This window comes from Blautia sp. HCP3S3_H10_2 (assembly GCF_052122375.1).
In the GTDB taxonomy this organism is placed as follows: Bacteria; Bacillota; Clostridia; order Lachnospirales; family Lachnospiraceae; genus Blautia_A.
Genome location: NZ_JBQKCL010000017.1, coordinates 85,126 through 108,322, shown reverse-complemented (window position 1 = coordinate 108,322; position 23,197 = coordinate 85,126). Strand labels below are relative to the sequence as shown.

21 protein-coding genes, 2 pseudogenes and 1 riboswitch are annotated in these 23,197 nt (G+C 41.0%); of the genes and pseudogenes, 2 read left to right on the top strand and 21 right to left on the bottom strand.

The window, feature by feature from the left end; genetic code table 11:
• Positions 1-70 precede the first annotated feature (70 nt).
• From ACTQWB_RS16280 to ACTQWB_RS16230, 11 genes and pseudogenes are all read right to left on the bottom strand, one after another.
• Positions 71-742 (bottom strand): HAD family hydrolase, encoded by a 672-nt coding sequence (locus tag ACTQWB_RS16280; protein WP_441502398.1) that lies wholly within the window; start codon positions 740-742, stop codon positions 71-73.
• On the bottom strand, positions 739-1,380 hold the full coding sequence (gene thiE, locus ACTQWB_RS16275; RefSeq protein WP_441502399.1) for a thiamine phosphate synthase: 642 nt from the start codon (positions 1,378-1,380) through the stop codon (positions 739-741). The genes ACTQWB_RS16280 and thiE overlap by 4 nt, the downstream gene beginning before the upstream one ends.
• On the bottom strand, positions 1,367-2,188 hold the full coding sequence (gene thiM / locus ACTQWB_RS16270; RefSeq protein ID WP_441502400.1) for a hydroxyethylthiazole kinase: 822 nt from the start codon (positions 2,186-2,188) through the stop codon (positions 1,367-1,369). Before thiM ends, thiE begins: the two co-directional genes overlap by 14 nt.
• Positions 2,189-2,440: 252 nt before the next feature.
• Positions 2,441-2,549: riboswitch (TPP riboswitch) on the bottom strand.
• A 58-nt stretch (positions 2,550-2,607) separates the two neighbouring features.
• Complete coding sequence (locus ACTQWB_RS16265; RefSeq protein ID WP_441502401.1) at positions 2,608-5,826, bottom strand: glycoside hydrolase family 3 C-terminal domain-containing protein; 3,219 nt, start codon at positions 5,824-5,826, stop codon at positions 2,608-2,610.
• Positions 5,827-5,828: 2 nt separating this feature from the next.
• Entirely contained in the window at positions 5,829-7,289 is a 1,461-nt protein-coding gene (locus ACTQWB_RS16260) for a family 43 glycosylhydrolase (protein ID WP_441502402.1), read from the bottom strand.
• A gap of 18 nt (positions 7,290-7,307) precedes the next feature.
• Entirely contained in the window at positions 7,308-7,799 is a 492-nt protein-coding gene (locus ACTQWB_RS16255) for a GtrA family protein (protein WP_441502403.1), read from the bottom strand.
• Between the two features lie 336 nt (positions 7,800-8,135).
• Positions 8,136-9,473: an ATP-binding protein gene (locus tag ACTQWB_RS16250; protein ID WP_441502404.1), complete on the bottom strand. Its 1,338-nt coding sequence runs from the start codon at positions 9,471-9,473 to the stop codon at positions 8,136-8,138.
• A 10-nt stretch (positions 9,474-9,483) separates the two neighbouring features.
• Positions 9,484-10,188, bottom strand: a complete 705-nt coding sequence (locus ACTQWB_RS16245) for a LytR/AlgR family response regulator transcription factor (RefSeq protein ID WP_441502405.1) — start codon at positions 10,186-10,188, stop codon at positions 9,484-9,486.
• Positions 10,189-10,303: 115 nt separating this feature from the next.
• Positions 10,304-10,474: pseudogene (locus tag ACTQWB_RS16240) on the bottom strand (hypothetical protein); the annotation flags it as partial.
• The gene (locus tag ACTQWB_RS16235) at positions 10,401-11,195 is read right to left on the bottom strand and encodes a substrate-binding periplasmic protein (protein WP_441502406.1); all 795 of its coding nucleotides are present in this window, start codon (positions 11,193-11,195) and stop codon (positions 10,401-10,403) included. The gene ACTQWB_RS16235 and the pseudogene ACTQWB_RS16240, both read right to left, overlap by 74 nt.
• A gap of 505 nt (positions 11,196-11,700) precedes the next feature.
• Entirely contained in the window at positions 11,701-11,907 is a 207-nt protein-coding gene (locus ACTQWB_RS16230) for a hypothetical protein (RefSeq protein WP_441502407.1), read from the bottom strand.
• On the opposite strand from ACTQWB_RS16230, the pseudogene ACTQWB_RS16225 reads away from it, so the two are divergent.
• Positions 11,810-12,241 (top strand): annotated as a pseudogene (locus ACTQWB_RS16225) (GGDEF domain-containing protein); the annotation flags it as partial. The gene ACTQWB_RS16230 and the pseudogene ACTQWB_RS16225 sit on opposite strands and share 98 nt — an antisense overlap.
• Here the strand turns inward: ACTQWB_RS16225 and ACTQWB_RS16220 are convergent.
• From ACTQWB_RS16220 to ACTQWB_RS16190, 7 genes are all read right to left on the bottom strand, one after another.
• On the bottom strand, positions 12,149-13,285 hold the full coding sequence (locus ACTQWB_RS16220) for a uroporphyrinogen decarboxylase family protein (protein WP_441514615.1): 1,137 nt from the start codon (positions 13,283-13,285) through the stop codon (positions 12,149-12,151). The pseudogene ACTQWB_RS16225 and the gene ACTQWB_RS16220 sit on opposite strands and share 93 nt — an antisense overlap.
• The gene (locus tag ACTQWB_RS16215; protein ID WP_441502409.1) at positions 13,285-13,980 is read right to left on the bottom strand and encodes a 4Fe-4S double cluster binding domain-containing protein; all 696 of its coding nucleotides are present in this window, start codon (positions 13,978-13,980) and stop codon (positions 13,285-13,287) included. The genes ACTQWB_RS16220 and ACTQWB_RS16215 overlap by 1 nt, the downstream gene beginning before the upstream one ends.
• Positions 13,961-14,647: a hypothetical protein gene (locus ACTQWB_RS16210; protein ID WP_441502410.1), complete on the bottom strand. Its 687-nt coding sequence runs from the start codon at positions 14,645-14,647 to the stop codon at positions 13,961-13,963. Before ACTQWB_RS16210 ends, ACTQWB_RS16215 begins: the two co-directional genes overlap by 20 nt.
• Positions 14,553-15,509: a DMT family transporter gene (locus ACTQWB_RS16205; RefSeq protein ID WP_441502411.1), complete on the bottom strand. Its 957-nt coding sequence runs from the start codon at positions 15,507-15,509 to the stop codon at positions 14,553-14,555. The genes ACTQWB_RS16210 and ACTQWB_RS16205 overlap by 95 nt, the downstream gene beginning before the upstream one ends.
• A 248-nt stretch (positions 15,510-15,757) precedes the next feature.
• The gene (locus tag ACTQWB_RS16200; RefSeq protein WP_441502412.1) at positions 15,758-16,441 is read right to left on the bottom strand and encodes an esterase; all 684 of its coding nucleotides are present in this window, start codon (positions 16,439-16,441) and stop codon (positions 15,758-15,760) included.
• Between the two features lie 68 nt (positions 16,442-16,509).
• The gene (locus ACTQWB_RS16195) at positions 16,510-16,698 is read right to left on the bottom strand and encodes a hypothetical protein (protein ID WP_441502413.1); all 189 of its coding nucleotides are present in this window, start codon (positions 16,696-16,698) and stop codon (positions 16,510-16,512) included.
• Between the two features lie 285 nt (positions 16,699-16,983).
• The gene (locus ACTQWB_RS16190) at positions 16,984-18,858 is read right to left on the bottom strand and encodes an alpha/beta hydrolase (protein ID WP_441502414.1); all 1,875 of its coding nucleotides are present in this window, start codon (positions 18,856-18,858) and stop codon (positions 16,984-16,986) included.
• Between the two features lie 122 nt (positions 18,859-18,980).
• Here ACTQWB_RS16190 and ACTQWB_RS16185 point away from each other — a divergent pair, with 122 nt between their 5' ends.
• Positions 18,981-19,988: a LacI family DNA-binding transcriptional regulator gene (locus ACTQWB_RS16185; RefSeq protein WP_441502415.1), complete on the top strand. Its 1,008-nt coding sequence runs from the start codon at positions 18,981-18,983 to the stop codon at positions 19,986-19,988.
• A 102-nt stretch (positions 19,989-20,090) separates the two neighbouring features.
• On the opposite strand, the gene ACTQWB_RS16180 is transcribed toward ACTQWB_RS16185, so the two are convergent.
• The 3 genes from ACTQWB_RS16180 to ACTQWB_RS16170 form a co-directional block, all read right to left on the bottom strand.
• Positions 20,091-21,680 carry a hybrid sensor histidine kinase/response regulator gene (locus ACTQWB_RS16180; protein ID WP_441502416.1) on the bottom strand — a complete coding sequence of 530 codons (1,590 nt, stop codon included), beginning with the start codon at positions 21,678-21,680 and terminating at the stop codon, positions 20,091-20,093.
• A 288-nt stretch (positions 21,681-21,968) separates the two neighbouring features.
• Positions 21,969-22,373 carry a cobalamin B12-binding domain-containing protein gene (locus ACTQWB_RS16175; RefSeq protein WP_441502417.1) on the bottom strand — a complete coding sequence of 135 codons (405 nt, stop codon included), beginning with the start codon at positions 22,371-22,373 and terminating at the stop codon, positions 21,969-21,971.
• Between the two features lie 39 nt (positions 22,374-22,412).
• Positions 22,413-23,024 (bottom strand): B12-binding domain-containing protein, encoded by a 612-nt coding sequence (locus ACTQWB_RS16170; protein ID WP_441502418.1) that lies wholly within the window; start codon positions 23,022-23,024, stop codon positions 22,413-22,415.
• Between the last annotated feature and the right edge of the window lie 173 nt (positions 23,025-23,197).

Genomic DNA, 23,197 nt, shown 5'->3' with positions numbered 1-23,197 from the left:
TGGATAACCAAACAAAGGAATGTCCAAAATCAGGGATATCACTTTTGTGTAGGTGTCTAAAAAATAGGCACTACACTAATTCAAAATGTCCTTGACAAGGGATACAGTTTAGGAATTCTGCTAAATCCTTCAGGTACACTTCTCCTGTCTCTTTCACCCCGGCCTGGTTTGTTTCTCCATTGCCGTCATAAACACCAATGGCACGAAATCCAGCCTGCTTCGCAGTCTGAAGTGCATACAGGGAATCCTCGAATACCAGTGTTTCCTCTGGTCTGGTTCCCATATATTCTGCTGCCAGTCTGTAGATCAGCGGGGAATGCTTGCTTTCTCCCACCTCACTGGTAGTATCTATTTTTTGCAAGAACTCCAGAAGTCCGTTTCGCCGAAGTGCCCTTGTCACATGCTCCCGCGGACTGGAAGTAGCCGCTGTCATCTTGATCCCTTTCTCCTGCAAAAAAGCCAGCAGCTCCCTGGCGCCGTCTTTCGCTTTTACCTCGTAGAAGTAATAATCCTGCAGCATTTCCTGAATTCCTGCCAGTACCTCTTCTACAGACTGTTTCAGATGATACTGCTGCTTCATATATTCTGCGCCCTGTTCCATACTCATGGAAAACAACATCTCTCTTAGGTCCGGCTCTGGCTGGATTCCCTGATTTTGCAGGTATCTCGCTCCAAGATCATTCCAGATTGCCATAGAATCCAGCAACACACCGTCCAGGTCAAAAACTGCTCCCCGAATCATGCTTCCACCATCTTCTTTGTTTCTTCTTTCAGATCTTCTGTCGCCTTTTTAATATTCTTCTGTGCATAGATCGCACTGATAACTGCAATTCCACAGATCCCGCTTGTTTTCAGTTCTTTCACATTCTCCTGGGTTATGCCGCCAATGGCTATTACCGGAATCGATACTGCCTCGCAAATAGCCTTCAGTGTCTCATGGGGCACTTCCACGGCATCTGCTTTAGAGCCGGTAGGAAATACAGCTCCCACCCCGAGATAATCCGCTCCTCGTTTTTCCGCCAGAACTGCCTGTTCCACAGTCTGCGCAGATACACCAATGATCTTATCCGGTCCAAGCTTGGCCCGCACGTCGCCAGCTTCCATATCACTTTGTCCTACATGTACACCGTCTGCATTCATTGCAATCGCGATATCCACATTATCGTTGATCACAAACGGCACCTGATATTCCTTACATAACTTCTGAAGCTGCTTTGCCTCCTCCAGGAAATGTGCTTCATCCAGTTCCTTTTCCCGAAGCTGCACAAAGGTCACACCACCATCCAGGCTCTCTTTTACTACAGAATATAAGGTACGTCCATCCAGCCAGTGACGGTCCGTAACTGCATACAACAGCAGGTCTTTTTTATCGACGTTCATACTTGGCCCCCTCATTCAGGACTGCCTCGTCCATCTGATAAATAGCATCAATAATACGATTGCGGTATGTAGAATTCCCTTCCCATTCCTGCATATGGCTCCATCCGATTTCTCCTGCCAGTCCCATCACGCAGACTGCTGCTGCGGCTGCCTCCAGCTTCTGCTCCGGATTCGCTGTGATATAGGCTGTCATCATTCCGGACAGCTGGCATCCGGTTCCTGTGATTTTACCCATCTCCGGTCTGCCATTTCGGATCACATAACAGTTTTCCCCATCACTGACCAGATCAATAGCCCCTGTGATTGCTATTACAGAGCCGCTTTTTTTGGCAAAATCTTTTATGAAAGCGATAGAATTTTCCAGATTTTCTTCTGTTACGGCATCTGCCACATCTGCATCTACCCCTTTGGTTGTTCCACTTCCAAATGCAAGTGTCTTGATTTCAGAAATATTTCCGCGGATAACTGTCGGGTGCAGTTCTTCCATCAGTTTCAAAGCGGTCTCTGTACGCAGCTTCGATGCACCGGCGCCCACCGGATCCAGCAAGATCGGATGTCCCAGCTCTTTAGCACGCTTTCCTGCAAGAAACATTCCTTCGATGCTGCGCTCATTCAGGGTTCCAATATTAATATTTAACCCACCACAGATCGTTGTGATATCTTCCACATCCTTCGGCTCATCAGACATGATCGGGCTGCCGCCACAAGCCAGCAATACATTTGCCACATCATTTACTGTTACATAATTTGTAATATTATGCACCAGCGGTACCTGCTTTCTTACCTTTGTTAAACATTCTCCAAACATCATTTTCCTCCTTTACCTGCTTCATAGACAATTTTGTACAAGCCTCCCAACATGAAGAATTCACGTATTTACTTCGTAAATCGCGGCGTCTTCATATTTGAGCCAGCAAACTAAACGGACATGTCTGCTTACGCAGATATGTCCATGAATGAAAGTCGATTGCTCCGCGCCTCTGGCGCTCCCACAGGACCTTCATACTAAAAAGCGGATATGCCACAAAGACATATCCGCTCAAAATACACGTATGAAAAAAACACGTATCCGCTATATCCCTACGTTGGCATTATCCAAATCAGGTTACGGGTCCAGACCAAACATTCTGTTCTCAGCCTGCTTACGGCAAGCTCCCCTTTCATCTATTCTTGTACATTATAAGCCTGTCCAGCCCAAAATGCAATCTGCTTTTTTTGCGAATTTCGTTATTCTTCTTTTTGTACTTTTACTTTTTTCTTTTTATATTTATCAGGATTCAGCTTTTCATCTTTTGTTCTTCTCACCATTACAAAAATGCCAAGTCCAATAAGTGCTGCGATTATAACATCAACAATAATTACTGCAACTCTCCATGGAGACATTTTATAGTAAACTTTTGCTCCTGGCGCTGTGTTATTAACCTGTGCTGAATTTGCCATCGTATACAGAGTATCTTTTATAGCTCTTCGAAGTGCTGCCACGCCTGTTGCTGTATCAATAGATGTATATTTTCCTGGGCTAAGAGTCTTATCGATCATATGCTGGTCTACTCCGGCTCTTACCATTCTGTTTACTGCAACATTGTCATTTGGACCATTTCCCTGATCATAATCAGTAATTACAAATCCCTGGAATCCCCATTCATCTCTGAGCACTGCAGTCATAAGATTGTAATCATAGCCAGAATACAAACCACCTATTCCTGACCATCCGCTTGTCATCATGTTATCACATGCGCGCATAGTTTTTGTGCTGACTGTACCTTTATCATCAGAAATATACTTAATTGTTTTCATTGCTTCTTTTACAGGTATCTCAAATGCTTTGAGGTACAGTTCACGGATTGTCTGTTCTGTTGCCCATGCTGACGGAATCCACCAACGCTGTTCTTCCTGTTCAACCATTGCAAAGTGTTTCAGCGCACAATAAGTTCCTTTATCTCCTGCACCAGATATTACACCAGCTGCTATCTTTCCTGAAATAATTGGATCCTCTGAATAATATTCATAGTTTCTTCCAGAGAATGGAGACCAGTGAAGATTTACCGCCGGTGCGTACCATCCACTGCCATCAATCCAGTAATTTTCTTCTGCCACATGACTGCCCATCTCATATGCCAGATCCACATTCCATGTCTGCGCCAATGTCGTTGCGGCAGGGAAGGAACAACAGGATACCCAGTTATTACCAGAATTATCATTCAGGCCAATTCCCTGTGGACCATCATGTTCAGATGTAGCCATTTTACCAACTGCTGATAACTTTCCAGATGCATATCCATTTGCAAATAATGCTCCATTAATCTCATCGCTTTCATAGTCAAGCTGGTCTAACAGCTCGTCCCACTTTGAATCATAGTAACTGATTCCTCTCATGTTCGATAAAGTAAGACCATTATCCTGTTTGGATTTCGGCATATCTTTTTCTGCTACATATACTTTACTACCTTCACTAGATCCCAATACCGGATCGTTTACATCATCCCAGGTTCCTTTTCCAAGATCATATGTTGCATATCCATAATCCAGCCATGAAATCACCGTATCGCTTGCCTGCTTAGTTACATCTGTAGGTGCTGTTGGCTGAGTATTTTCCCAGTCTGCTCTTGTCAGAATTGTAACATCATTTCCAACAGATGGATCTGTCATATATTCATTTGCGTGCTCGAATTCATTTGTTGTTGCAATAAACTCAGCTGAATCGTCTGCTTCTTTCTTCGCTGGTTCCCCAGTTGATGTTCCATCAGCGTTTAATGCTGCCTGGGCATTTTTATCATAATTGCGGATATGATCTTCATCCGATCCGTCATACCAGAAAGTATCATCAATCGTTGTAATTTTCTTTTCGATTACATCATGACTGTTCTGACGCAAAGTAATCTCATAATCGCCTTTCTCAAGAACATATGCACCTGTTGTTCCGTTTCCATTATCATGTGTATAACAATAAGATGCCATATCTTCTTTCGGAATACTGATCTTAACAAGCTCAGACTCCCCTGGCTGTAATTCTCCTGTCTTATCAAAGGCAATCAGATTTGCTGTTGGTTTTTCGATTTTGTTCTCTTCATCAAACTCTGTATATGGAGCATTATAATAAATCTGCACAACATCCTTGCCGGCATATGTATCTCCTGTATTTGTTACCTTTACAGAAAGTTCAATATTATCTCCGGAATCATCATAGCTTTCAATTTTCTGATCAAAAGTAGTATAACTCATTCCATATCCAAATGGATATACAACACCATTATCACGGTTATAATACGGATCTGTCTCTCCCGCTGGAAGATTATTGCTTGTAAAGTATCCTAAATCAGATGCTGTTTCATACCAACGGTATCCAAGGTACATTCCTTCTTCATATTCACGGAAAGGAGCCTGGAATTCTGAGCCTCCCTTAAATGCAGCTAACCATATATCTCTTGTATATGTAGCATTCTCATATACAGTGTTTCCTTCTCCGTTATTAAAATTAACAAATGTAGGAGTTTCCTGGTTATTTGCTACAAATGTATCTACTGTTCTACCAGATGGGCATACAGTACCATTTAAGATTTTCCCAAGAGACTTGAATCCCATCGCACCAGGTGTACAAATCTGCAGAATTGCATTAACCTGGTCATCATCCTCGAGCTCCGGAATCTGCATAGCATTTGTTGAATTTATAACCACTACAACACCAGAGCAATTATCTTTTGCAAACTGAATGGTTTCTTTTTCTGCTTCTGTGAGAGCTAACTGATGAGGAGTTCCGTCCGCGTACTCCTTTGTATACAAATCTCCACCTTCTCCTGAAGCACGTCCAACGAAAACAATACCAACTGTATCTTTGCAGCTGTCTTCTAAACCTTTATAAGTATCTGCCGGATATTCACTGATATTTACAGATGCCCCTAAAAATGCTGTCTGTCCGCCTTCTCCGCTGGCTGCTACTGGTGTAGTATCAACCGTTTCTGCTTTTTTCATGGCATCTACAACATCCGTATTTACATTCCCGAATGCCTCTGTCAGACCTTTTTCTGCTGTATATACATAGTCTGCTGTTGTATTAGTTCCACCTGAACCAGAACCGCTCATTACAGGATTTATGTAACGATAACCAAACGGGGTTACCTTGCTATCCGTAGTAAGTGGCAAAATTCCGTCATTCTTTAACAGTACTTCACCTTCATCGCCAATCTGCTCTGCTATTTTCACACTATTATTCAATGCTTCTTCTGAATTCGTACTTTCAAAATCATAATAATTTGTATCCCAATCAGAAGTTCCTTTCGGTACAGTTGCTGTCTTTTTTCCTTTTCCAAGGAAGGTATCCAACGACGGTGTAAAATAATTTGTTACTGTCGTTAAAACTACAGCAAAAATCAAAAAAATAGCCATAATGGTGCTCATTATGATTCTGAATACCTTATTACTCATTTTTAATTTCTTTTCTTTTTTCATAGTTACTCCTTTCTCAGTTCAAATGCTTTAAAATCAATTGCTCCATTTCCACTATATTTGAAAAATATCGCATTTGAATGTTTCTCCCTTTTTTTCATTTCCTGCGCCTTTTCACTCACCACATGCCACTCATTTCCAGACTCAGAAACTCTGATCTCAGTCAACACATTGTCAAAAGTTTCATCCAATGAAATGATCATTTTGCCGTCTGCATTTCCTCTGATTTCTATTGAAACACTTCCAAGTTTCCGTATATCGAAATACTTAAATCCTGCAACCGCGCCATCTCTCATATTTGCAATGTATTGAACCGCTGTTGCATCTCCATCTTTTTTATCTTGTGTAAAATATGGATGTTCTGATAACTTCTTTCTCGGGTTCTTTCCATCATATCTTCCGGTACCATTCTTTGACCAGAGATTACATGCAATTCGTGCCTCATACCTTCCCAGTCCGTCCAATGGTCCACCATTCAGGCCACAGCTTGTAACCTCTGCCTGAGCAAAACTTCCATCAGACCGCATCTCTATTTCCTCTGCGCATGCCTGTCTTGCATAGGAGCTTCTGTTTGTCTGTCGATGGTAAAAAATATAATACTTATCATTTAAATGCAATATACTTCCATGAGTATTTCCCAGATAGTTTTTAGCATGGTTCTCATCTGTATTTTCATTCAAGAACAGATCCCCCTGGCTGATCAGCGTTCCTCCAAATTTGAAGCCTTCGGTTGGCTTATCACTAATTGCATAACAAAGTTCATGATTATTCTTTGAGGAATACACAAAATAATATTTCCCATTATATTTTCTCATAGAACTTGCTTCAAAAAATTCATGACCAGTAAATGCTCCAGTTCCCTCTTTTGGAAATAAAAGTTTTTCCGGGGTTTTTATCGTTATCATATCCGGTTCTAGTTCTAATACATATCCGCCTTCGAATTTTCTTTTTCCGCCTGTTACCACTCCTGGAACTGGCGTATAAAATCCTGAGTAGAGATATACCTTCCTGTCATCATCAATAAAAATACCTGGATCAAAAGGAAATGAATCTCCTTTTTTTCGTCCCCATACCGTACCATCTTTATAATGTACATAGCCATAAAATTCATACGGTCCCTGTGGTTTATCACTTACCGCAACTCCCATGATTCCCATGAAATCAAATGCATAATACAAATAATATTTTCCATCTGGTGCCTTCGCAACATCCGGTGCAAACAAAAGCCTCATTCCCAGTTTATTTTTTGGATCCTGGTTTTTACGATAAATGATTCCCTCATATCTCCAGTCACTCAGATCCTCAACTGGTGCAGAATAGCATACATAATCATTCATACAGAACATTGGTGCTCCAAATCTGTCATGTGATCCGTATATATACACTCGGTTTCCAAACACATAGGGTTCTGCATCTGGAATGTACTCATTCTGCGGCAAATATGGATTAAATGCCTGTCCTCTCATCTCATTTTTCCTGCCTTTTCACTCTTTCTGCCCTTTCATTGCCTGCTCTGAAGGAAAAATAATCTTATTTACAACAAAAAAGATTACCATGGAAACTCCCCCATTCAAAACAGTTGTTCCTATATTATAAATGAAATCTGGAACAAATTTTCCTGCTACAGCAATCCAGATACAATTGACTGAATTTACAATACAGGTCACCACGAAAAAAGCTACCATATACCATAGAATCTGTCGTCTCAGATTACCATGGCTGCGAAATACATAATTTCTCTGAATTACAAAATTCACGCATTCGCCGATCACCATTGCCGTCATGTATGCGCAAAAATAAGGTAAACCACCATGTGCTGTGTCATACCCTATAACGTTCCATTCAAACTGCTCGCCAAACAACTGAACCTGGATTCCTGGCCATCCAAATTTGACCATTGGTAGTCTTGCAAAAAGCTTTGGCAAAAACTGAAGCATCAGATATTTAAATACGGTTATCAGGTTACATACGATCACGAATAAACCGCCCTCACGTACCCATCGGGCAACTGCTGGCCTTTCATCCGCCCACTTATTCCATTTCTCAGCTATGAAAAACCTTTTATCGTCCTTTATTTCCTGCGTTTCTTTTAGCCTCCTTCCTTCTATCCTTGAAAACGATTCTGCGCAGTTAATCATTTTCCTTTTGATGTTTGTATCATAACACATATTTTTTTCGAATTTTCCTCATTTCAAAAATCGCATTTTTCATTTCATATTTTGCACTCAGATTCCATAAATGGACATTAACGAAAAAATAAAAAAGTCTGTCATTTCCGTTCAACGAAATTCGACAAACTTTTTTTACTTTTCTTACAATTTCTGTTTTGTTAATCCTTTACGGGGGAAAAGCAGTTCCAGGCGAAACCAATTATCTTTTATCGTAACATTAAAACAACCATGATATTTTTCTGCGGAATAACGAATACTCTTTAATCCATATCCATGATATCTCTTATCTGCTTTTGTCGTAGGAGGTAATTCTCCTATCTTTAAATGCTCTCCTTCATAATAATTCTCCACAAGTACACATACAAAAGATTGCTTCTCAGATATGCTCACATGAATCATTTTCATCTCTGGATCCTGAATCTGCACCTCATATTCAATCGCATTATCCAATGCATTTCCAAAAATCGTACATAGATCCATCACGTGTATCTGATTTAACAGTTTCCCATCTGCAACAACTGTCATTTTTATTCCAAGTCGTACGCATTGTGTACTTTTACTCGTAAAGATTGTATCAAGTACTGAGTTTCCAGTCTTTATCTCTGAATCATACAAATGAATTCCCCGTTCAATCTCATCTAAATACTGACCTTTTTTCTTCTCATTGGGTTCCTCCCGAAGTACCTGTATCTGATGCTTTAAATCATGATATTTCCGATTCAACAACTCTATATTTTCCTGCGATTCCCTGTACTGCAAATACTGCGTACGAAGTACATTCTGGATTGCCATCATCTCCTGCTTGGTATCATTATCAAGCTTCACTATCTGGAAAATTTCAATCATAAGAACTCCAGCCAGATCCATCAACGTGCGGATATTAAAGATTTCAGATTTCATTACCCCGGTAAATGGTGTTATCACTTCTGTATAACTTAAATTACTAAGCGCAAACATAAATAGAGTAAGAATCCAGACAAGTAACAGATTTTTTCTGCTGATTTCCAACTCATAGTTTTCTCTTTCTCTCACTTGGTGGATATCCAGATAATAAAAAAGAAGAAATCCTACTACATAAATCGCCCCACAAAAAAGAACACTTTTCACTGTATATTCTTTTCGTCCGTTTTTCCAAAAATAAAATGAATAAATCTGCCATTCAAGTGCTGCAATCAATTCTGCACGCATAAATGCCCTTGCGCACATATAAGCAGCATTTTTCCATTTTGTCTGGCAACCATATTTTAAAAGAATTGTCATTACAGCAATTGCTGCAAACATTCCGGCTAGCCAAAGCCAGTTTTCCACGGTTCCACACCAAAGCTGAATTATCGCCAGAGGCAGAAAACCAGCTGCCACTGCGGTCAGTTTTATCTTTTTTTCCTTTAAGATACCACCACATGCTATGATCATATTCACACATGACAGCCATTCTGCAAATGCCGTATATAATTTAGGAATGTCCTGTATTTTTCTCACCTCCCATCTGTTACTCAGTCATATAGCTCACAAGCTTTGCCATAAATTCATTCTTTTTCCCACGACTGATTTTTAACATTTCACCATTTACATTTACTATACTGTTTTCTACCTCCCTGACCCACTTCAGATTTACCAGACAGCCGCTGCTGCATCTTGTAAATCCATCTGATCCCAGTTTGTCTTCCATCTCTTTCATTGAAAAAATAGTGGTTTCATATGTTCCATTAACTGTGTGAAACGTCAGTCTATGCCCCATACTTTCAATCCATTCAATATCAGACGTTTTTATTCTTCTTACCCCGTCCCTCATGGAAATAGACAAATACTTTTCTTTTGTTCTTTCCAGAGAACGGATTGCTTTTTTCAGGGTTTCTGTAAAGCTTGCATAGCTGATCGGCTTCAAAACATAATCAAGCGCATTTACTTTATATCCCCGTAACGCATACTGCGCCATATTGGTGATAAAAATAATAATAACCTGCTCATCCACTTTACGAATCTGTTCTGCGGCTTCCATCCCATCCATCATGCCCATTTCAATATCCATCAAAATGATATCCTGCGCCTTGTTATAACCATCTACTATTTCATATCCATCATGGAACCTTGAAACCTGAAACTGCTCTTGCTGCGCCTCTCCAAATTTCTTCAGATATTCCTGTATTGTCTCAGCGTAGTTATCATCATCCTCGACAATTGCTACATGTATCAATTTATTTTTTCCTTTCTGCCGCCTTTGGCCAAATCATATTTTAGTTTCTGTTTGTAAAGACATTCCTTCACTTTGCAGAATGCCTTTTTCAAAAACTTTCCAGATTTTATTTCATTTACAACTTAACCATCTCACATATGGTCTGTTTCACTTTCTCCATATCCAGCGGCTTCGCCAGATGGGCATTCATTCCAGCTGCAAGACAGTTCTCTTCATCCTCTTTGAAAGCATTCGCTGTCATGGCAATGATCGGAATCGTCTTTGCATCCGGCCGTGCCATCCTCCTGCATCCCTGCCAGCACCTCTGTCAGCTGTGTATTTAATCCGCTTGTATCTTTTTTATCAAATGCAACTCCAAGCTCCACTGACTGCAAAGTTTCTTCCAGAATCCTGAATTTCAATCCTGTATCTGCCATAAACTGGTCTACTGAAGTGTCATGTGCTGCCAACGCATCCACATACCCTTTACTTAGAAGAATAAAGATCAGGTCTCTTTTCTGTACGAAAATCACCTTACGCAGCTGAGGAAACGTACCATCATGACTGCGGATGATATCCTCTGGTTTGGTGGTATTCTGTACAGCGATCACTTTATCCTCCAGATCCTGCAATGTCTGGATGTCACTGTCTTCGTTTACCGCACCTACCTGACGGCTGCGCATGTAAGGTCCGGCCCAGTTATATTCATCCTCACGCCCGGTCATGGTAAAACTACTCCAGATACAGTCTATCTCTCCATCTGCCAGTAAATCCTTCTTGTCCTCCCAATTGATGAAAACAAATTCCGGAGCATACCCCATTCTGGAAAAAGCTTCCCTGGCCAGTTCTACGTCAATTCCCGTCATTTCCCCATTGGCGTCTGCATAACTAAACGGAGAATAGTTGTCACAGCCCACTATTATTTCAGGCAGATTTTCATTTTTTGTATTTTCCTCAGCTCTGCTGCATCCGCCGAGTATGCTTCCCAGCAGCAGAACTACCAGGCCAAGGCTGATTATCTTTTTCATAGGCTCCCCCTTTGTATCCTTAGAAGCTTAATTACGTTTTTCCCTTGCATAAGATCATAATCTTCCGCCAACCATCATTCTTGTATTCCCCTCAAGTATATCACAAAGGTATCTAATATAGACAAAAACATTCCAAAATAACTAGGCAAAAGGGATTTTTTTTAAGCGCAAACTATGTTAAAATGTGGCAAACTTAAATTATTTGATGGAGAACTCCAATGAACAAACTATTTAATTCTGAAATAGATTTAAAGCTCCGGTTATTTTATGTCCTTGCCTGGACAGGATGTATTGCAAATACTATTGGCTATGTGTCAAATGCACTGTTGTATGGACTGTCGGCCGCTACGCTGTTTCCTTTTTTCTGCGCTCTGATTATCTATGCAGCCAGTGCCTATGGTATCCATACAGGTAAAACGCGAGTACCTGCGCTTCTCATTCTTTCCATATGCAATCTGGTGGAATTCCCCGTACTGTATTGTCTGTACGGACCATACCGGTTGTCTTATATGATATTGGGAATCGTGGCCACAGCGCTATTCCTTGAAGATGCCTGGAGAATTGCCGGTACATCCCTGCTGATGTTATTTGACTGTATGCTTATTATATGGAAAATGGTCCGGCCGGATTTTTTCTCAGCCTTCGTGGTTGAAGAAAATCTGCTTTCCGCAGTCATTACCTTTTTAATCGCCAGCGGAAGTATCATATCCATGCTGACTATTCTTCTCAGGCAATACGCCCAGCAGCAGAAATGTATGCAGCAGATGACAGAAGACCTGCAGCTGGCAGCACACCTGGATCCATTGACCCGGTTATATAACCGACGCTATCTTACACAATATCTGACGGACAAAATAAGTGACGGTGAGGTAACTTTCGCTGTGGTTCTTCTGGATATTGATAATTTTAAGCAGATCAATGACACCTATGGTCACATGTTTGGCGATGAAGTTTTACAGAGCTTTTCCCAAATTCTTCTGAAACATATGAAAGGTCATGGCATTGTCACCCGTTTTGGCGGGGAAGAATTTATGCTGGTATTTAATTCCGTGGATAAATCCTCTATGCAACAAATTCTGAGTCAGTGCGCATCCCGGTGTAAAAATAAAATTCTTTCCGCCTACTTCTGCACACGCATTCTGATATCTCTCTTTGAACCTTTTCTCAATTTCCTCCAGCGAAGAAGAGAAAGTAAAATCCGAAACTCTCTCAATTCCTGCCATAATCACCTTGTCTGTGTGGGAACGGACTTCGGAAATAGAGGTGCGCTCCTCATCACTGACTCCAGGCACATGATCTTCCCAGTTAAACGCCTGGGCTTCACACTGATAGATCTGGTCAAACATAAGATTTTTGATTCCATGTACATGAAGCACATTAAACCAGGTATACCCTTTCACTTTTTCCAGAAAATCCATGAGAAAAGGCTTCTCAAACCGCTGGAAATCAGCTTCACTGATCAATTCCCTGGTTGTATACTGGGTAGAATAAAAGAATCCATCTACACCAGCTTCGATCATGCCTTTGGCAAGTCTCAGATTGTTCTCATGAATCACTTCCAGCCCATGCATCAGTTCGTTCGGATATTTCTCTATATAATCAGAAACTGTCGGCACCTGGTAACTGCTGTAATCCAGACCTTCCACCCGCTCTATAGGTGAAGTACAAAGCTTCAGCCAGGAAAGCGGAGTAAAAAATGTGGGAATTACCACTTTTTCTTTTTTGTAATGTTTCACAATTCCGTCAGCCGCACGAAGTTCCCTGGCAAATACCGGGTTTTCCAGTGTCAGAGGCTCCAGCGCAGCCAGTGCCTCCGGTGAAGAAAACGCAAATTTCTTTGTAATTCCGCAAAGTCTGGCAGGATCATTTTCAGGAAATTCGATCACATCCCCGCAGGCTTCTCCCATATACTGAGGCTGTGACATGATCTTTACCAGATCCCAGTTATTTTCCTCTGTGAAACGAATGGTTCCGGCAATCATTTTCTCCGGATCACGGTCGATTAGCGAATTATGCTGCCAGCCTCCGATCGGTGTTACGTCCACTTCTTTTCCTTCCAGAACTGCCTGGATTCTCTGATAGCCATTCATCATCGTTCTCTCCAATCTTCCCATCCCTCTTCCGTTCCCATTGGACAGGATACTATACATTTTCCGCAGGCCAGCTTTCTTCCCAGCTTTGTGTTTTTCGCACGGTTTCTTCCATCACTGCATAACTGGTAATTTACCATTTTTTCCCGGGAAATGCCAGGTTCCCACTGAACACCGCTCAGCACCTTAAACAAACATGCATCTACACATTTGCGACAGTCTCCGCAATGACTTTTATCCATCGGGATTCCGTCATCCAACGGTGCATCCACCAGAATCCCGGACATGGAAAGCCTTGGACCAAATCCTGGCGTGATCAGCAGATTGTTCTTTCCGATCCAGCCAAGACCAGCACGCCTTGCGGCCTCCTTCACGGAAAATTCAGCTGTCATTGTCTTACTCAGATCCGGCAGAACTACAACATGATGCGCAATCCCCTTTTCCTCCAGCATCCTGCTCATTTTTGCCTCAAATTCATTCCGATAGGGAAAAGTAGCATATTGGATTTCACGGAAATGAGGTTCTTTATATCCTTTCAAAGTCAGCATTTCAGAAAAAGGAAATACAGTTACGATCACGTGGGTATAGGTTCCCTTACAGGCGTCTTTCCACAAAGCACAGCTCCCCCAGAATGCATTCGGATAGCTCTCTTTCACAATGCTGTCTATCGCATTTTCAAGCTCTTTTCTTTCCATTCTGTATTGCCTCCACATTTATTAATCTATCTTCAATTACTGTATTCTGGATTTCAGCGTAAAGTTCATTTCTCTTCTCTTCATCTCTGCAGGAACGAGCTTCGTCCAGCATTGCATCTACATCCGGGTTGCTATATGTAGAATAACTTTCTCCGGAATGAAGAACTGCATAGATTGCAGCATCAACATCCAGATATTGTCCGCCGCCATGCAGATCCACTACATAATCAGCAATCCCAAGAATCATCCCCAATATAAATTCTCCATATTTATAAGAAAATGAATCTCCCGGCTGTTCCCGGTCAAATACCCGGTTTAGATTGACTCCGTCCACCGGACTTCCATTAGCCTGACCTTCATATGCTGAAACATTCAGGATTGGAACCAGAAGTACATTCCCATATAGTTCTTCCGGCTTCAATTCCTCCCGCAGATGCATAACCGTGATGATTCCGTCGTATTCATCTCCATGAAGCGCTGCTTCCACCCAAATTGTCTTCTGTTTGTGACCCTGGCTCCCCTGTATTCCCTTCAGATAATAATATGGAATCTTCTGCCTTATTCCTTCCACTTTAGTGGAAAAGAATCCTGCCAGGCTGCTTCCACATTCCATGTTCCTTGTCTTTTCCCGGAACAAGGCCAGTTCTCTTTCCACTTCCTTCTTCATTGGTATTCTCCTTTCGGTTTCCTTTTGTAAAAAGGATCAATCCCAGTATGATGATTCCACCACCAAGAATAGTTCCGGTACCAGGTATCTCTCCCAGCATTGCAAAACTCATAATACTGCTTAACAGTGGTGTAAGAAACATTGCATTGGTCACATCTGACGTCTTATCCGCAAGATTCAGCGCTTTGTTCCACATCGCGTATGCGATCACGCTGCCGAATATTCCCAGAAACAATACGCTGACCAATCCATTTCTGTTCCATCCGTGTATTCCCTGAATAGTTTTTGGCAAAAACAATAAATACAACACAGCTGCACTGATCATGCTATATTCCGTGATCTGATACGCACTGTATCTTTTTACCAGGATTCTGGTCAGCAGATTGTACCCGGTAAAACAAAGCATCGCCAGAACAATAAGAAAAATACCACTGCCGGCATATGCATCTCCATTCCAGAAACAGACGATCAAAACTCCAATAAATTCTACTGCAATTGCCGCAATCTGAATTTTCCTCAAATGTTCATGAAACAATATACTTCCGAACAGTGCCACCATGATCGGCGAGGAACTGACGATTACACTGGAAGCCGAAACGGATACCGTCTCCATTCCATTATTCAAAGCTACTACATACAATACAAACCCGGCAGCTCCTGTCAGCAGAAAAACTGGTATATCCCTTCTGGCAGGAAGCGTCTCCCGACGAAAAATGACTGTCAGCAGCGTAACTGCGCCAGCAGACAAATACCGCAGCGCACTCAGTGCAAACGCATCATAATACAGCAATCCGACCTTCGTAAAAATGTAAGTCAGAGCCCAAAGTAAAATCGTTCCCCAGGCCAGTAATAAAACTTTCAACTGTTTATTCTCTATTTTATGCATGTTCTAAATCCGTCCAATTTATACCCTGTATTCCCATCAATTTTGTAGATTTAGCGTTTTAGCGGATGATAGCATAATTGAGAGATTGTGTCACTTACTCAAATATATTTTTGAAAAAACAATCCCGCGCAGGCTATGCCTTTATCCTGACATAACCTACGCGGGATCTTTCATCCATAATTTTTTCTTATAGCCTGATTACAAATAACTCTCCTCATTATCTTTCATTTAGCGGATATAAAAATATGTCTCATTACCCACGCAAACCCTTTTGCCGTCCGCAGCTCCGGATTTGAAAAGTGTCCTCCCCTATTCCACTCCAGAATACAGTCTATATTCTCTTCTTTCAGCAGTGCATATCCCTCCCGGATGCAGTTGCCAACCTTTGCCATCACGGGATTTCTAGTTCTTTCCTCCCGATCACCAAGACTCAGATAAACCACATCACCGTTACTCTTGTACTGTCTCATGTATTCCATAAATCCCGGATACCAGACTGATGGAGATACCGCCGCCACACCGGAAAATAAGTCCGTCTGGCAGGATGCCCACAAGGAAAATAACCCGGCCAAAGAATATCCGCCGATGCAATATATCTTCTCTTTATCCGTGCATAGCTTCTTGATTTCTTCTAACGTCTCTGCTGCACCATTGCCGAAGCCTTCTTCTCCAAATACAGCTGGCGCCTCCCAAGGAGCCAGATCACGATTCCAGTTTTCTACCTTCACCGCGACCAGCTGAAACTCCAGATCTGTCAGCCTTTCAATTTCCCGGACTTCCTCTTCCAGAAGCGGAAGGTCATGATCTCCAACCGGCTGTATCAGGACAATCTGAGCCTGGCGATTCCCAAATTTATATATTATTTTCTCTTGATAAGATGAATCCGCACAAAAATCTCTATTACTCATTATAATTTTCCTCTTGAAAAATTTCTCTTAGTGCGTTTGAAAAATCCCATGCCCGCTATGTTCTTATCTCAACATACTCTGCATGGGATTTTTTCTGAAAATTTTAAATATGTTTCTTCGTTAATATCTTCTGCTCCCTTCTCCGCCCTATCTGCGCGTTCCTTTTCTCTCTGCGTGTTTCGTCGTTCAGCCTGAATGTCCATTTTCTCCATGTTTTCAAATAAAAATCCCATTCCACGACCTCCAATCTCACCCATTAACTCTCTTGCTTCTTCACTGGGCACGTTCATCTTCATTAGTAAGGACCATAATATGTCCTGGTATAGTCATGTTTCTTTTGTTCTGCGCGGTTTTCTTCATAGTTCTTCCTTATATGAGAAACAGGTCACAGACAAAAGATATATACATTTTCATATTAGCATGTGCTTATTTTGAATACAAGAAGTAAATAATCTTTTTTAGCAAAAACGATGCCCTGGCAAATTATCACCACGGCATCGTTCTTTCGACTATTGCTATTACAAATTTAAACTATAAATAATCTATCCAATCAATCTGCTGGTTGTATTTGCGCAACTGATGATTGCAACTAAAATACCTGTTATAATACCGGCAAGATACGGATTCTTAGAAACTTTATAAAGCATCCTGTCAATTACAGAAGCTCCTGGAATGATCATCAGGAACGCCCAAAGCTGTGCGATGTTCATTGGAGCATTATTATCTGACCATGCCATGTGTCCCTGGCTTACATAGGTACCATACTGAATTGCAAGTAAAATAATAATCGGAGCCATTGTAACTAATGTTAATATTAAATTATTTACCCATGATTTTTTTCCTCCGATCTGGTTAAAGTTAAAACTGTTGCTTGAAACAGAATATGCAACGTAGAAGATCAAGAATAAAAATGCATGTGGGAAAATCGCCATACGAAGCGTATTTGCATTTACAATCTTCATTCCTACGTTCCAAATACGGAAATCTGTCATAAAGAAATAATCAGCAGTAAATACGCAAAGGTAAGAAGCAATTACAACAATAAGCGCAAGAAGAATTGTTTTACCCAGCTTCTTCAGTGGCATTTTCACTCCACTTTCAACTAAATCCGTATTTGCACCATTCAGCTTATACGATACAATCATTACAATAATGCTCAGAATACCATTTAACGCAGCCCAAAGAGCAATACCAAAAATCATCGGCTGTTCTGCAAATCCGACATTTTTACCAAATTCCACTACTGGCTGATATGTTACAGCACCAATAATCGTAGTTATTACTGCACAAAGTACATATATCTTTAAACTCTTCTTATCTGCCTTCTTAGCAACTGCCAAATCCTGTGCTCGCAGCTCTTCGAACGTTTTTGTATAAAGAAGCACTGTTGCAAGTGATATGATAAAGAAAATAACTCCAATTAATCCCACAAAGTTGAACGCCTCTTTTACCTGCCAAATCTGACTTCCATTATCAATAGATACCGGGTATCCGAAGGCTTCACCAAAAAATTCAATGGTAGCTGCTGCAGATCTCTTTGAAAAATGTGACCATGGATGGATCTGTGCCGGGTTATAAATAACACGAATTGCATCTTCCCCATCAATTGTTTCATGATAAATAGTTCCTGCTTCCCTCACATCCTGTCCTTCCGGATCTGTTCCGAAATGCAGAAATGACTGTGCGAAATAACTCTTTTCCATAAAGTATGGTGCCTGAAGTATCTCTCCATCATCTGTTAATGTCTGATGGAAAAATTCATCATATTTGCAAGCTATAATTCCAACATCACGAGAACCATAATTATTTTTGTATGGAGAACCAACACCAGCTAAAGAAGCAAGTCCTCCCATAGTATCAGCTTCTACATACATTGCGTCCTGACAATTCAGAAGAACTGCTGAAATAATGTGTTCTCCAGAAGCATCATCTGCCTGGACAGCCCAGTTTGAGGACATTCCCCCCATTGAATGACCTGTCACACCAATTTTAGTCTTATCTACATATGGAAGCCTTGAGACTTCTAAAGCCCCCTGATAAACAGCAGTAAATTCAAATCCAGAACCATGCCCACCAGCATAATCCCCAATATCAGACTCACCACATCCCGGCTGGTCAACTGCAAGAACAACATATCCTCTTCTTGCCAGCTCAACCGGATTAATGTCCTGCATTTCTTTATTGTTCAGATATCCATGACTTGTAACAACTGCGGGTGCCAGCGTATCTGCTGTCGCATTATCCGGAACATACAAATTAGCACTGATTCCCATTCCTTCTTCTGTTTCCCAATACATGTGTTTCATTTTAACATGTCCGAAATTCGTCTGGACCAGAGATGCTACAATACTGCTCAGAAGCATCAGTGCAATTGAAACCACAAGCATAATGGATGCTTTCTTTTTCATGTTTTTCATGATTCTTCCCCCTTGTAAAATATTGATATTTGAGATAGCTAAATATTATATTGAAATTTTCTCAATAGCAATATATAATTGAGTAAATATTTACTAAATTATTACTCAACAGGAGGGCAGCTATGTCTATCACAGCAAAAGAAATTGCAAATGCACTAGGTCTTTCTCCTTCTGCAGTCTCTTTGGCACTTAATAACAAACCAGGAGTCAGCGAGGAAACCAAAAATACAGTTTTAGAATATGCAGAAAAACATGGTTTCGTCTTCAAAAAATATGATATGTCTCAAAATAAAAAATTAAATATCCTTTTCATCATTCACCAGGAGTATTCTCTTGCCTTGGATTATCACAATATCTCACTGGAAATGCTGGACGGAATCAGCGAAGTTTGCCAAAATCATCATTGTATTTTAAACTCACAGACCATAAAGTCAGATGAAGATTCTATTCGCAATTGCATCGAAAATTTAAGACTTAATCCGGTAGATGGTATCCTGATTCTTGGAACCTCAATCCAGAAGGAAACAGTCAAACGCTTTTTGTCACTAAATATTCCACTTGTCCTTTTAGATTCCTCATTAGATTCTGTTGATTGCAGCCGCATCTGTATTAATAATATACAAGGAAGCTATCATGCAACAGATTACCTTATTCAGATGCGCCATTCGCAGCCAGGATATCTTTGTTCAAATATCCGACTCAATAATTTTGAAGAGCGCCGTCTTGGTTTTAAAGAGGCACTTCATGATCATGGCTTATCATATTCAAGATCTATTATTCACGAACTTTCACCATCTATTGACGGTGCTTTTGCTGATTTTATGGAAATACTTGAACAGAACCAGGATTTAGCCGACTGCTATTTTGCTGATAATGATCTGATTGCGATTGGCGTAATCCGGGCACTCCAGGCAAAAGGCATTAATGTCCCGGAAGACGTTGGCATTATCGGTTTTGATAATATTAACCTTTGTCGTATATTGCAACCTTCCCTAAGTTCCATTGCCTTTTCGCGCAAATATCTTGGGCAATTGGCTATTTACCAGCTTTTATACCATATTCAAAATCCAAATCAGCCCCATATAAAAATTGCAATTGATACAAAGCTGATAAAACGATTTTCGATATAACCTTATGACTACCCACTTAGATTTTTCGTCCAATAATAAATCTCATGCAAATTATGTACTTATTTCACCATAACTTGCATGAGATTCTTCTCAAGGCGCCACTCATCTTCGGACAATTTCCATCCTGATTACATCCTTCAGCCTCTTCATATCCACCGGCTTGGACACATGTGCATTCATACCAGCTTTCATGCTGCGCTCAATATCTTCCTGAAACGCATTGGCAGTCATTGCAATGATCGGAATGGTCTTTCCAAGAGGATTTCTGCCAGTTCGGATCTCCTTCGTCGCCTCATATCCATTCATAACCGGCATCTGCACATCCATTAAGATAGCCGCATATTCTCCCGGCCGTACTTTTTCAAAAGCTTCCACCAGCAGCTTTCCATTTCCAAAAACAGTACAGCCTGCACCTTCCAGCTCCAGCATGGAAACCAATATTTCAGCATTCAACGCATTGTCTTCCGCACAGAGGAAATGCAGGCCACTTAAGCTGAAAGCCTCGCCCTTATTCTGTTCAGCTTTATTCTTTACACTACCTTCATCATAGAAAGCCATTTTATTTTGCGATTCACCTTTTAATATTTCTTCACTCAATGATACTCTATTGGGGATTTCTCCATCTTTCGCACTACCATTCAGATATATATTCCCCAGCCTATCCTCAGGCTTCTTCAGCATTTTTTCTTCCTGGCACACCTCAAACGGAATCTCGATTTCAAATCTGCTTCCCTTTCCAAGCTCACTTTCCACGCAGATCTTTCTGCCCATGGCATCCACTATATTCTTAGTAATCGCCATTCCAAGTCCGGTTCCCTGGATTTCGCCTACAGTTGCTTCTGAACGGGAAAACGCGTCAAAAATATGCTCCAGGAATTCCTTAGACATACCCATTCCGCTGTCCTCTATCACAAAATAATAATTTCGTTCCTGCTCATCTATATCTGTTTCCCCTATGGTAAAACGAATCTTCCCTCCATTTGGAGTATATTTAATCGCATTGGAAAATATATTCATCAAAACCTGCCGGAACCGGACTGGATCTCCATATAGGTATCCATATCTTGCATTCTCTCCCCTGACAGTCAGTTCCAGATTCTTTTTATTAATCTGCGGGCGTATGATCGTAATAATCTGTTCAATCTGCGCACCGATATCCATAGCTTCATTTCTAAGTTCCATGGAACCATTCTCGATTTTACTCAGATCCAGGATGTCATTGATAAGATCCAACAAATACTGGCTGGAAGACTGCAGTTTCTCAATATAGTTTTTCAGCACTTCCGGATTTTCTACATTCCGCCACATCAGCTCTCCCAGTCCCACAATGGCGTTCATGGGTGTACGGATATCGTGACTCATATTAGCCAGAAATTCTGTCTTGGAACGGTTCGCCTGCTCTGCTGCCCGTCTGGCATAATCCAATTTCTTATTGATTTCCTGATTTTCCCGGAGTGTCTGCTCCAGCTTCCGGTTACTGCGCGTCAGCTGTCTTTTGGCATCAGTCAGCTGATTGTTGATCTGTTGGATCATAAAATATTCGTTATGAAAAATCCCATATATGTGATCTTCTGCCCAGGCTACATATTTAGGATACTCGTTGTTAAACTCCTGAAATTCCCGGCTGTTTTCAACCTTTGAAAGGATAACCAGACGTCCCTCTTTATAAGAACGGATAACTGCAGGTACCACCAGGTTTTCTTTTGCAAAAGTAAGCTCCAGTGAATATTATTCTTCCTCGTTATCCTCCAGTTTCTCTTTCTCCGAAATCATTTTAAACAGAGACTCCCCCTCACTTAAGCTCAAATCAGGGCTGCATTGACGTATTTTTCTGATATTCCATTTTCTGTCACATAAAAAAACTGCGTATATCATCTCTTCTAATACAACCTCTGCTCTCTTAGTTTCATAACATCAAAGACAAGAAAAAAATACTGTTTTTATAACACTCTGCCCAATATACAAAGTAGACTCCATCAATCAAGCACAAATCTTATTCGCTCTCTCCAGCAATTCCCTGGCATCCTTCGAATAAATATCCACCGGCCACTTTTTCCAGATGTCATTGGTACTTTCAAATGCTTTTCCGCCAACTGCCACCTTTATATTCGGAAACTCCTTTTTAATCTCCCTTACCGCCTTTTCACAGTCCATCAGATGCTGTGGCATAGATACAGACAATGTGATCAGATCTGGCTGATTCTCCTTTACAGATTCCATAATATAATCTACCGGAACCGCAGCCCCAAGGAAAATACTGTCCCATCCGTGATTTTCAAAAAGGTCTGCTACAATGCGCGCTCCCATCTCATGAAGCTCCATTCCCGGACAGACACTTAAGATCGTCTTATTCTTTCTCTCACCGTCAAAAAGCTTGTCGTACATCTGGGACATTGCCATCTGGGTAACTGAGGTACAATAATGTTATGTATCGACAGAAATCTCCGCTGTATGCCAAAGCTCTCCTACTCTTCTCATACTCTCAGAAAGAATCTCCACATAAATATCATCAAGCTCCATTCCCTGTTCCATAAATTTACGGATCTTTCCAACAGCCCCGCGGGTATCCTTTTTGAAAAGACAGCCCATATATTCCTCTATTTCTTTTTCATAACGTGATTCTTTTTTCACATTATCTGCGGGAACATAATCCCGGATGCACTGCTGTGCCTCCTCGATCAGCTGCTGCGGCTTCTCATGCTTCTCCTCACTTACCACCTTCGGTATCGTTTTCTTGATCGCTTCCAGATGGAAAATCACATATTCTCTTGTCTGCTCACGGGTAAAACGTTTCTTGTGGATTCCAACCATAAGTTCATATAACCACACTGCATAACTATTCATGATCTTCTCGTCGCCTAACACATAAGCCGTGTACAGATAATCTATATTATAGCGGGTATCCCTGTAAATAATCTTTCTCGCGCGTTCATCAATAGACCAGAAATACTCTTCCTTATCATGACTCTCTCTTGCATAAGATTCCTCCACAAGATGTTCAAACTCAGCCTCATATTCCATCCATAACAAACTCATTTTGTAAACAACTCCTTCTGTTTCTTTTGTATCCACAAAAGTATTAAATCTTAACTCAAACAATACTATAATAAATAATATACACTTAGCATCTGCTTGGCTCTGAACAAAAAAAATTAATCCAGCTCTTATAATTCAAAAAAAATTATAAGAGCTGGATCAATCAGATTACC

Coding starts and splice junctions, on each gene's coding strand:
- ACTQWB_RS16220 (WP_441514615.1), bottom strand. CDS start 13,285: ATGAATGGCTATCAGAGAATCCAGGCAGTTCTGGAAGGAAAAGAAGTG.
- ACTQWB_RS16235 (WP_441502406.1), bottom strand. CDS start 11,195: ATGAAAAAGATAATCAGCCTTGGCCTGGTAGTTCTGCTGCTGGGAAGC.
- ACTQWB_RS16230 (WP_441502407.1), bottom strand. CDS start 11,907: ATGGATATGATACTTCCGCTGGCGATTAAAAAGGTAATGACTGCGGAA.
- ACTQWB_RS16200 (WP_441502412.1), bottom strand. CDS start 16,441: ATGAGTAATAGAGATTTTTGTGCGGATTCATCTTATCAAGAGAAAATA.
- ACTQWB_RS16260 (WP_441502402.1), bottom strand. CDS start 7,289: ATGAGAGGACAGGCATTTAATCCATATTTGCCGCAGAATGAGTACATT.
- ACTQWB_RS16215 (WP_441502409.1), bottom strand. CDS start 13,980: ATGGAAAGAAAAGAGCTTGAAAATGCGATAGACAGCATTGTGAAAGAG.
- ACTQWB_RS16265 (WP_441502401.1), bottom strand. CDS start 5,826: ATGAAAAAAGAAAAGAAATTAAAAATGAGTAATAAGGTATTCAGAATC.
- thiE (WP_441502399.1), bottom strand. CDS start 1,380: ATGAACGTCGATAAAAAAGACCTGCTGTTGTATGCAGTTACGGACCGT.
- thiM (WP_441502400.1), bottom strand. CDS start 2,188: ATGTTTGGAGAATGTTTAACAAAGGTAAGAAAGCAGGTACCGCTGGTG.
- ACTQWB_RS16175 (WP_441502417.1), bottom strand. CDS start 22,373: ATGTACGACAAGCTTTTTGACGGTGAGAGAAAGAATAAGACGATCTTA.
- ACTQWB_RS16280 (WP_441502398.1), bottom strand. CDS start 742: ATGATTCGGGGAGCAGTTTTTGACCTGGACGGTGTGTTGCTGGATTCT.
- ACTQWB_RS16185 (WP_441502415.1), top strand. CDS start 18,981: ATGTCTATCACAGCAAAAGAAATTGCAAATGCACTAGGTCTTTCTCCT.
- ACTQWB_RS16190 (WP_441502414.1), bottom strand. CDS start 18,858: ATGAAAAACATGAAAAAGAAAGCATCCATTATGCTTGTGGTTTCAATT.
- ACTQWB_RS16170 (WP_441502418.1), bottom strand. CDS start 23,024: ATGAGTTTGTTATGGATGGAATATGAGGCTGAGTTTGAACATCTTGTG.
- ACTQWB_RS16195 (WP_441502413.1), bottom strand. CDS start 16,698: ATGGGTGAGATTGGAGGTCGTGGAATGGGATTTTTATTTGAAAACATG.
- ACTQWB_RS16210 (WP_441502410.1), bottom strand. CDS start 14,647: ATGAAGAAGGAAGTGGAAAGAGAACTGGCCTTGTTCCGGGAAAAGACA.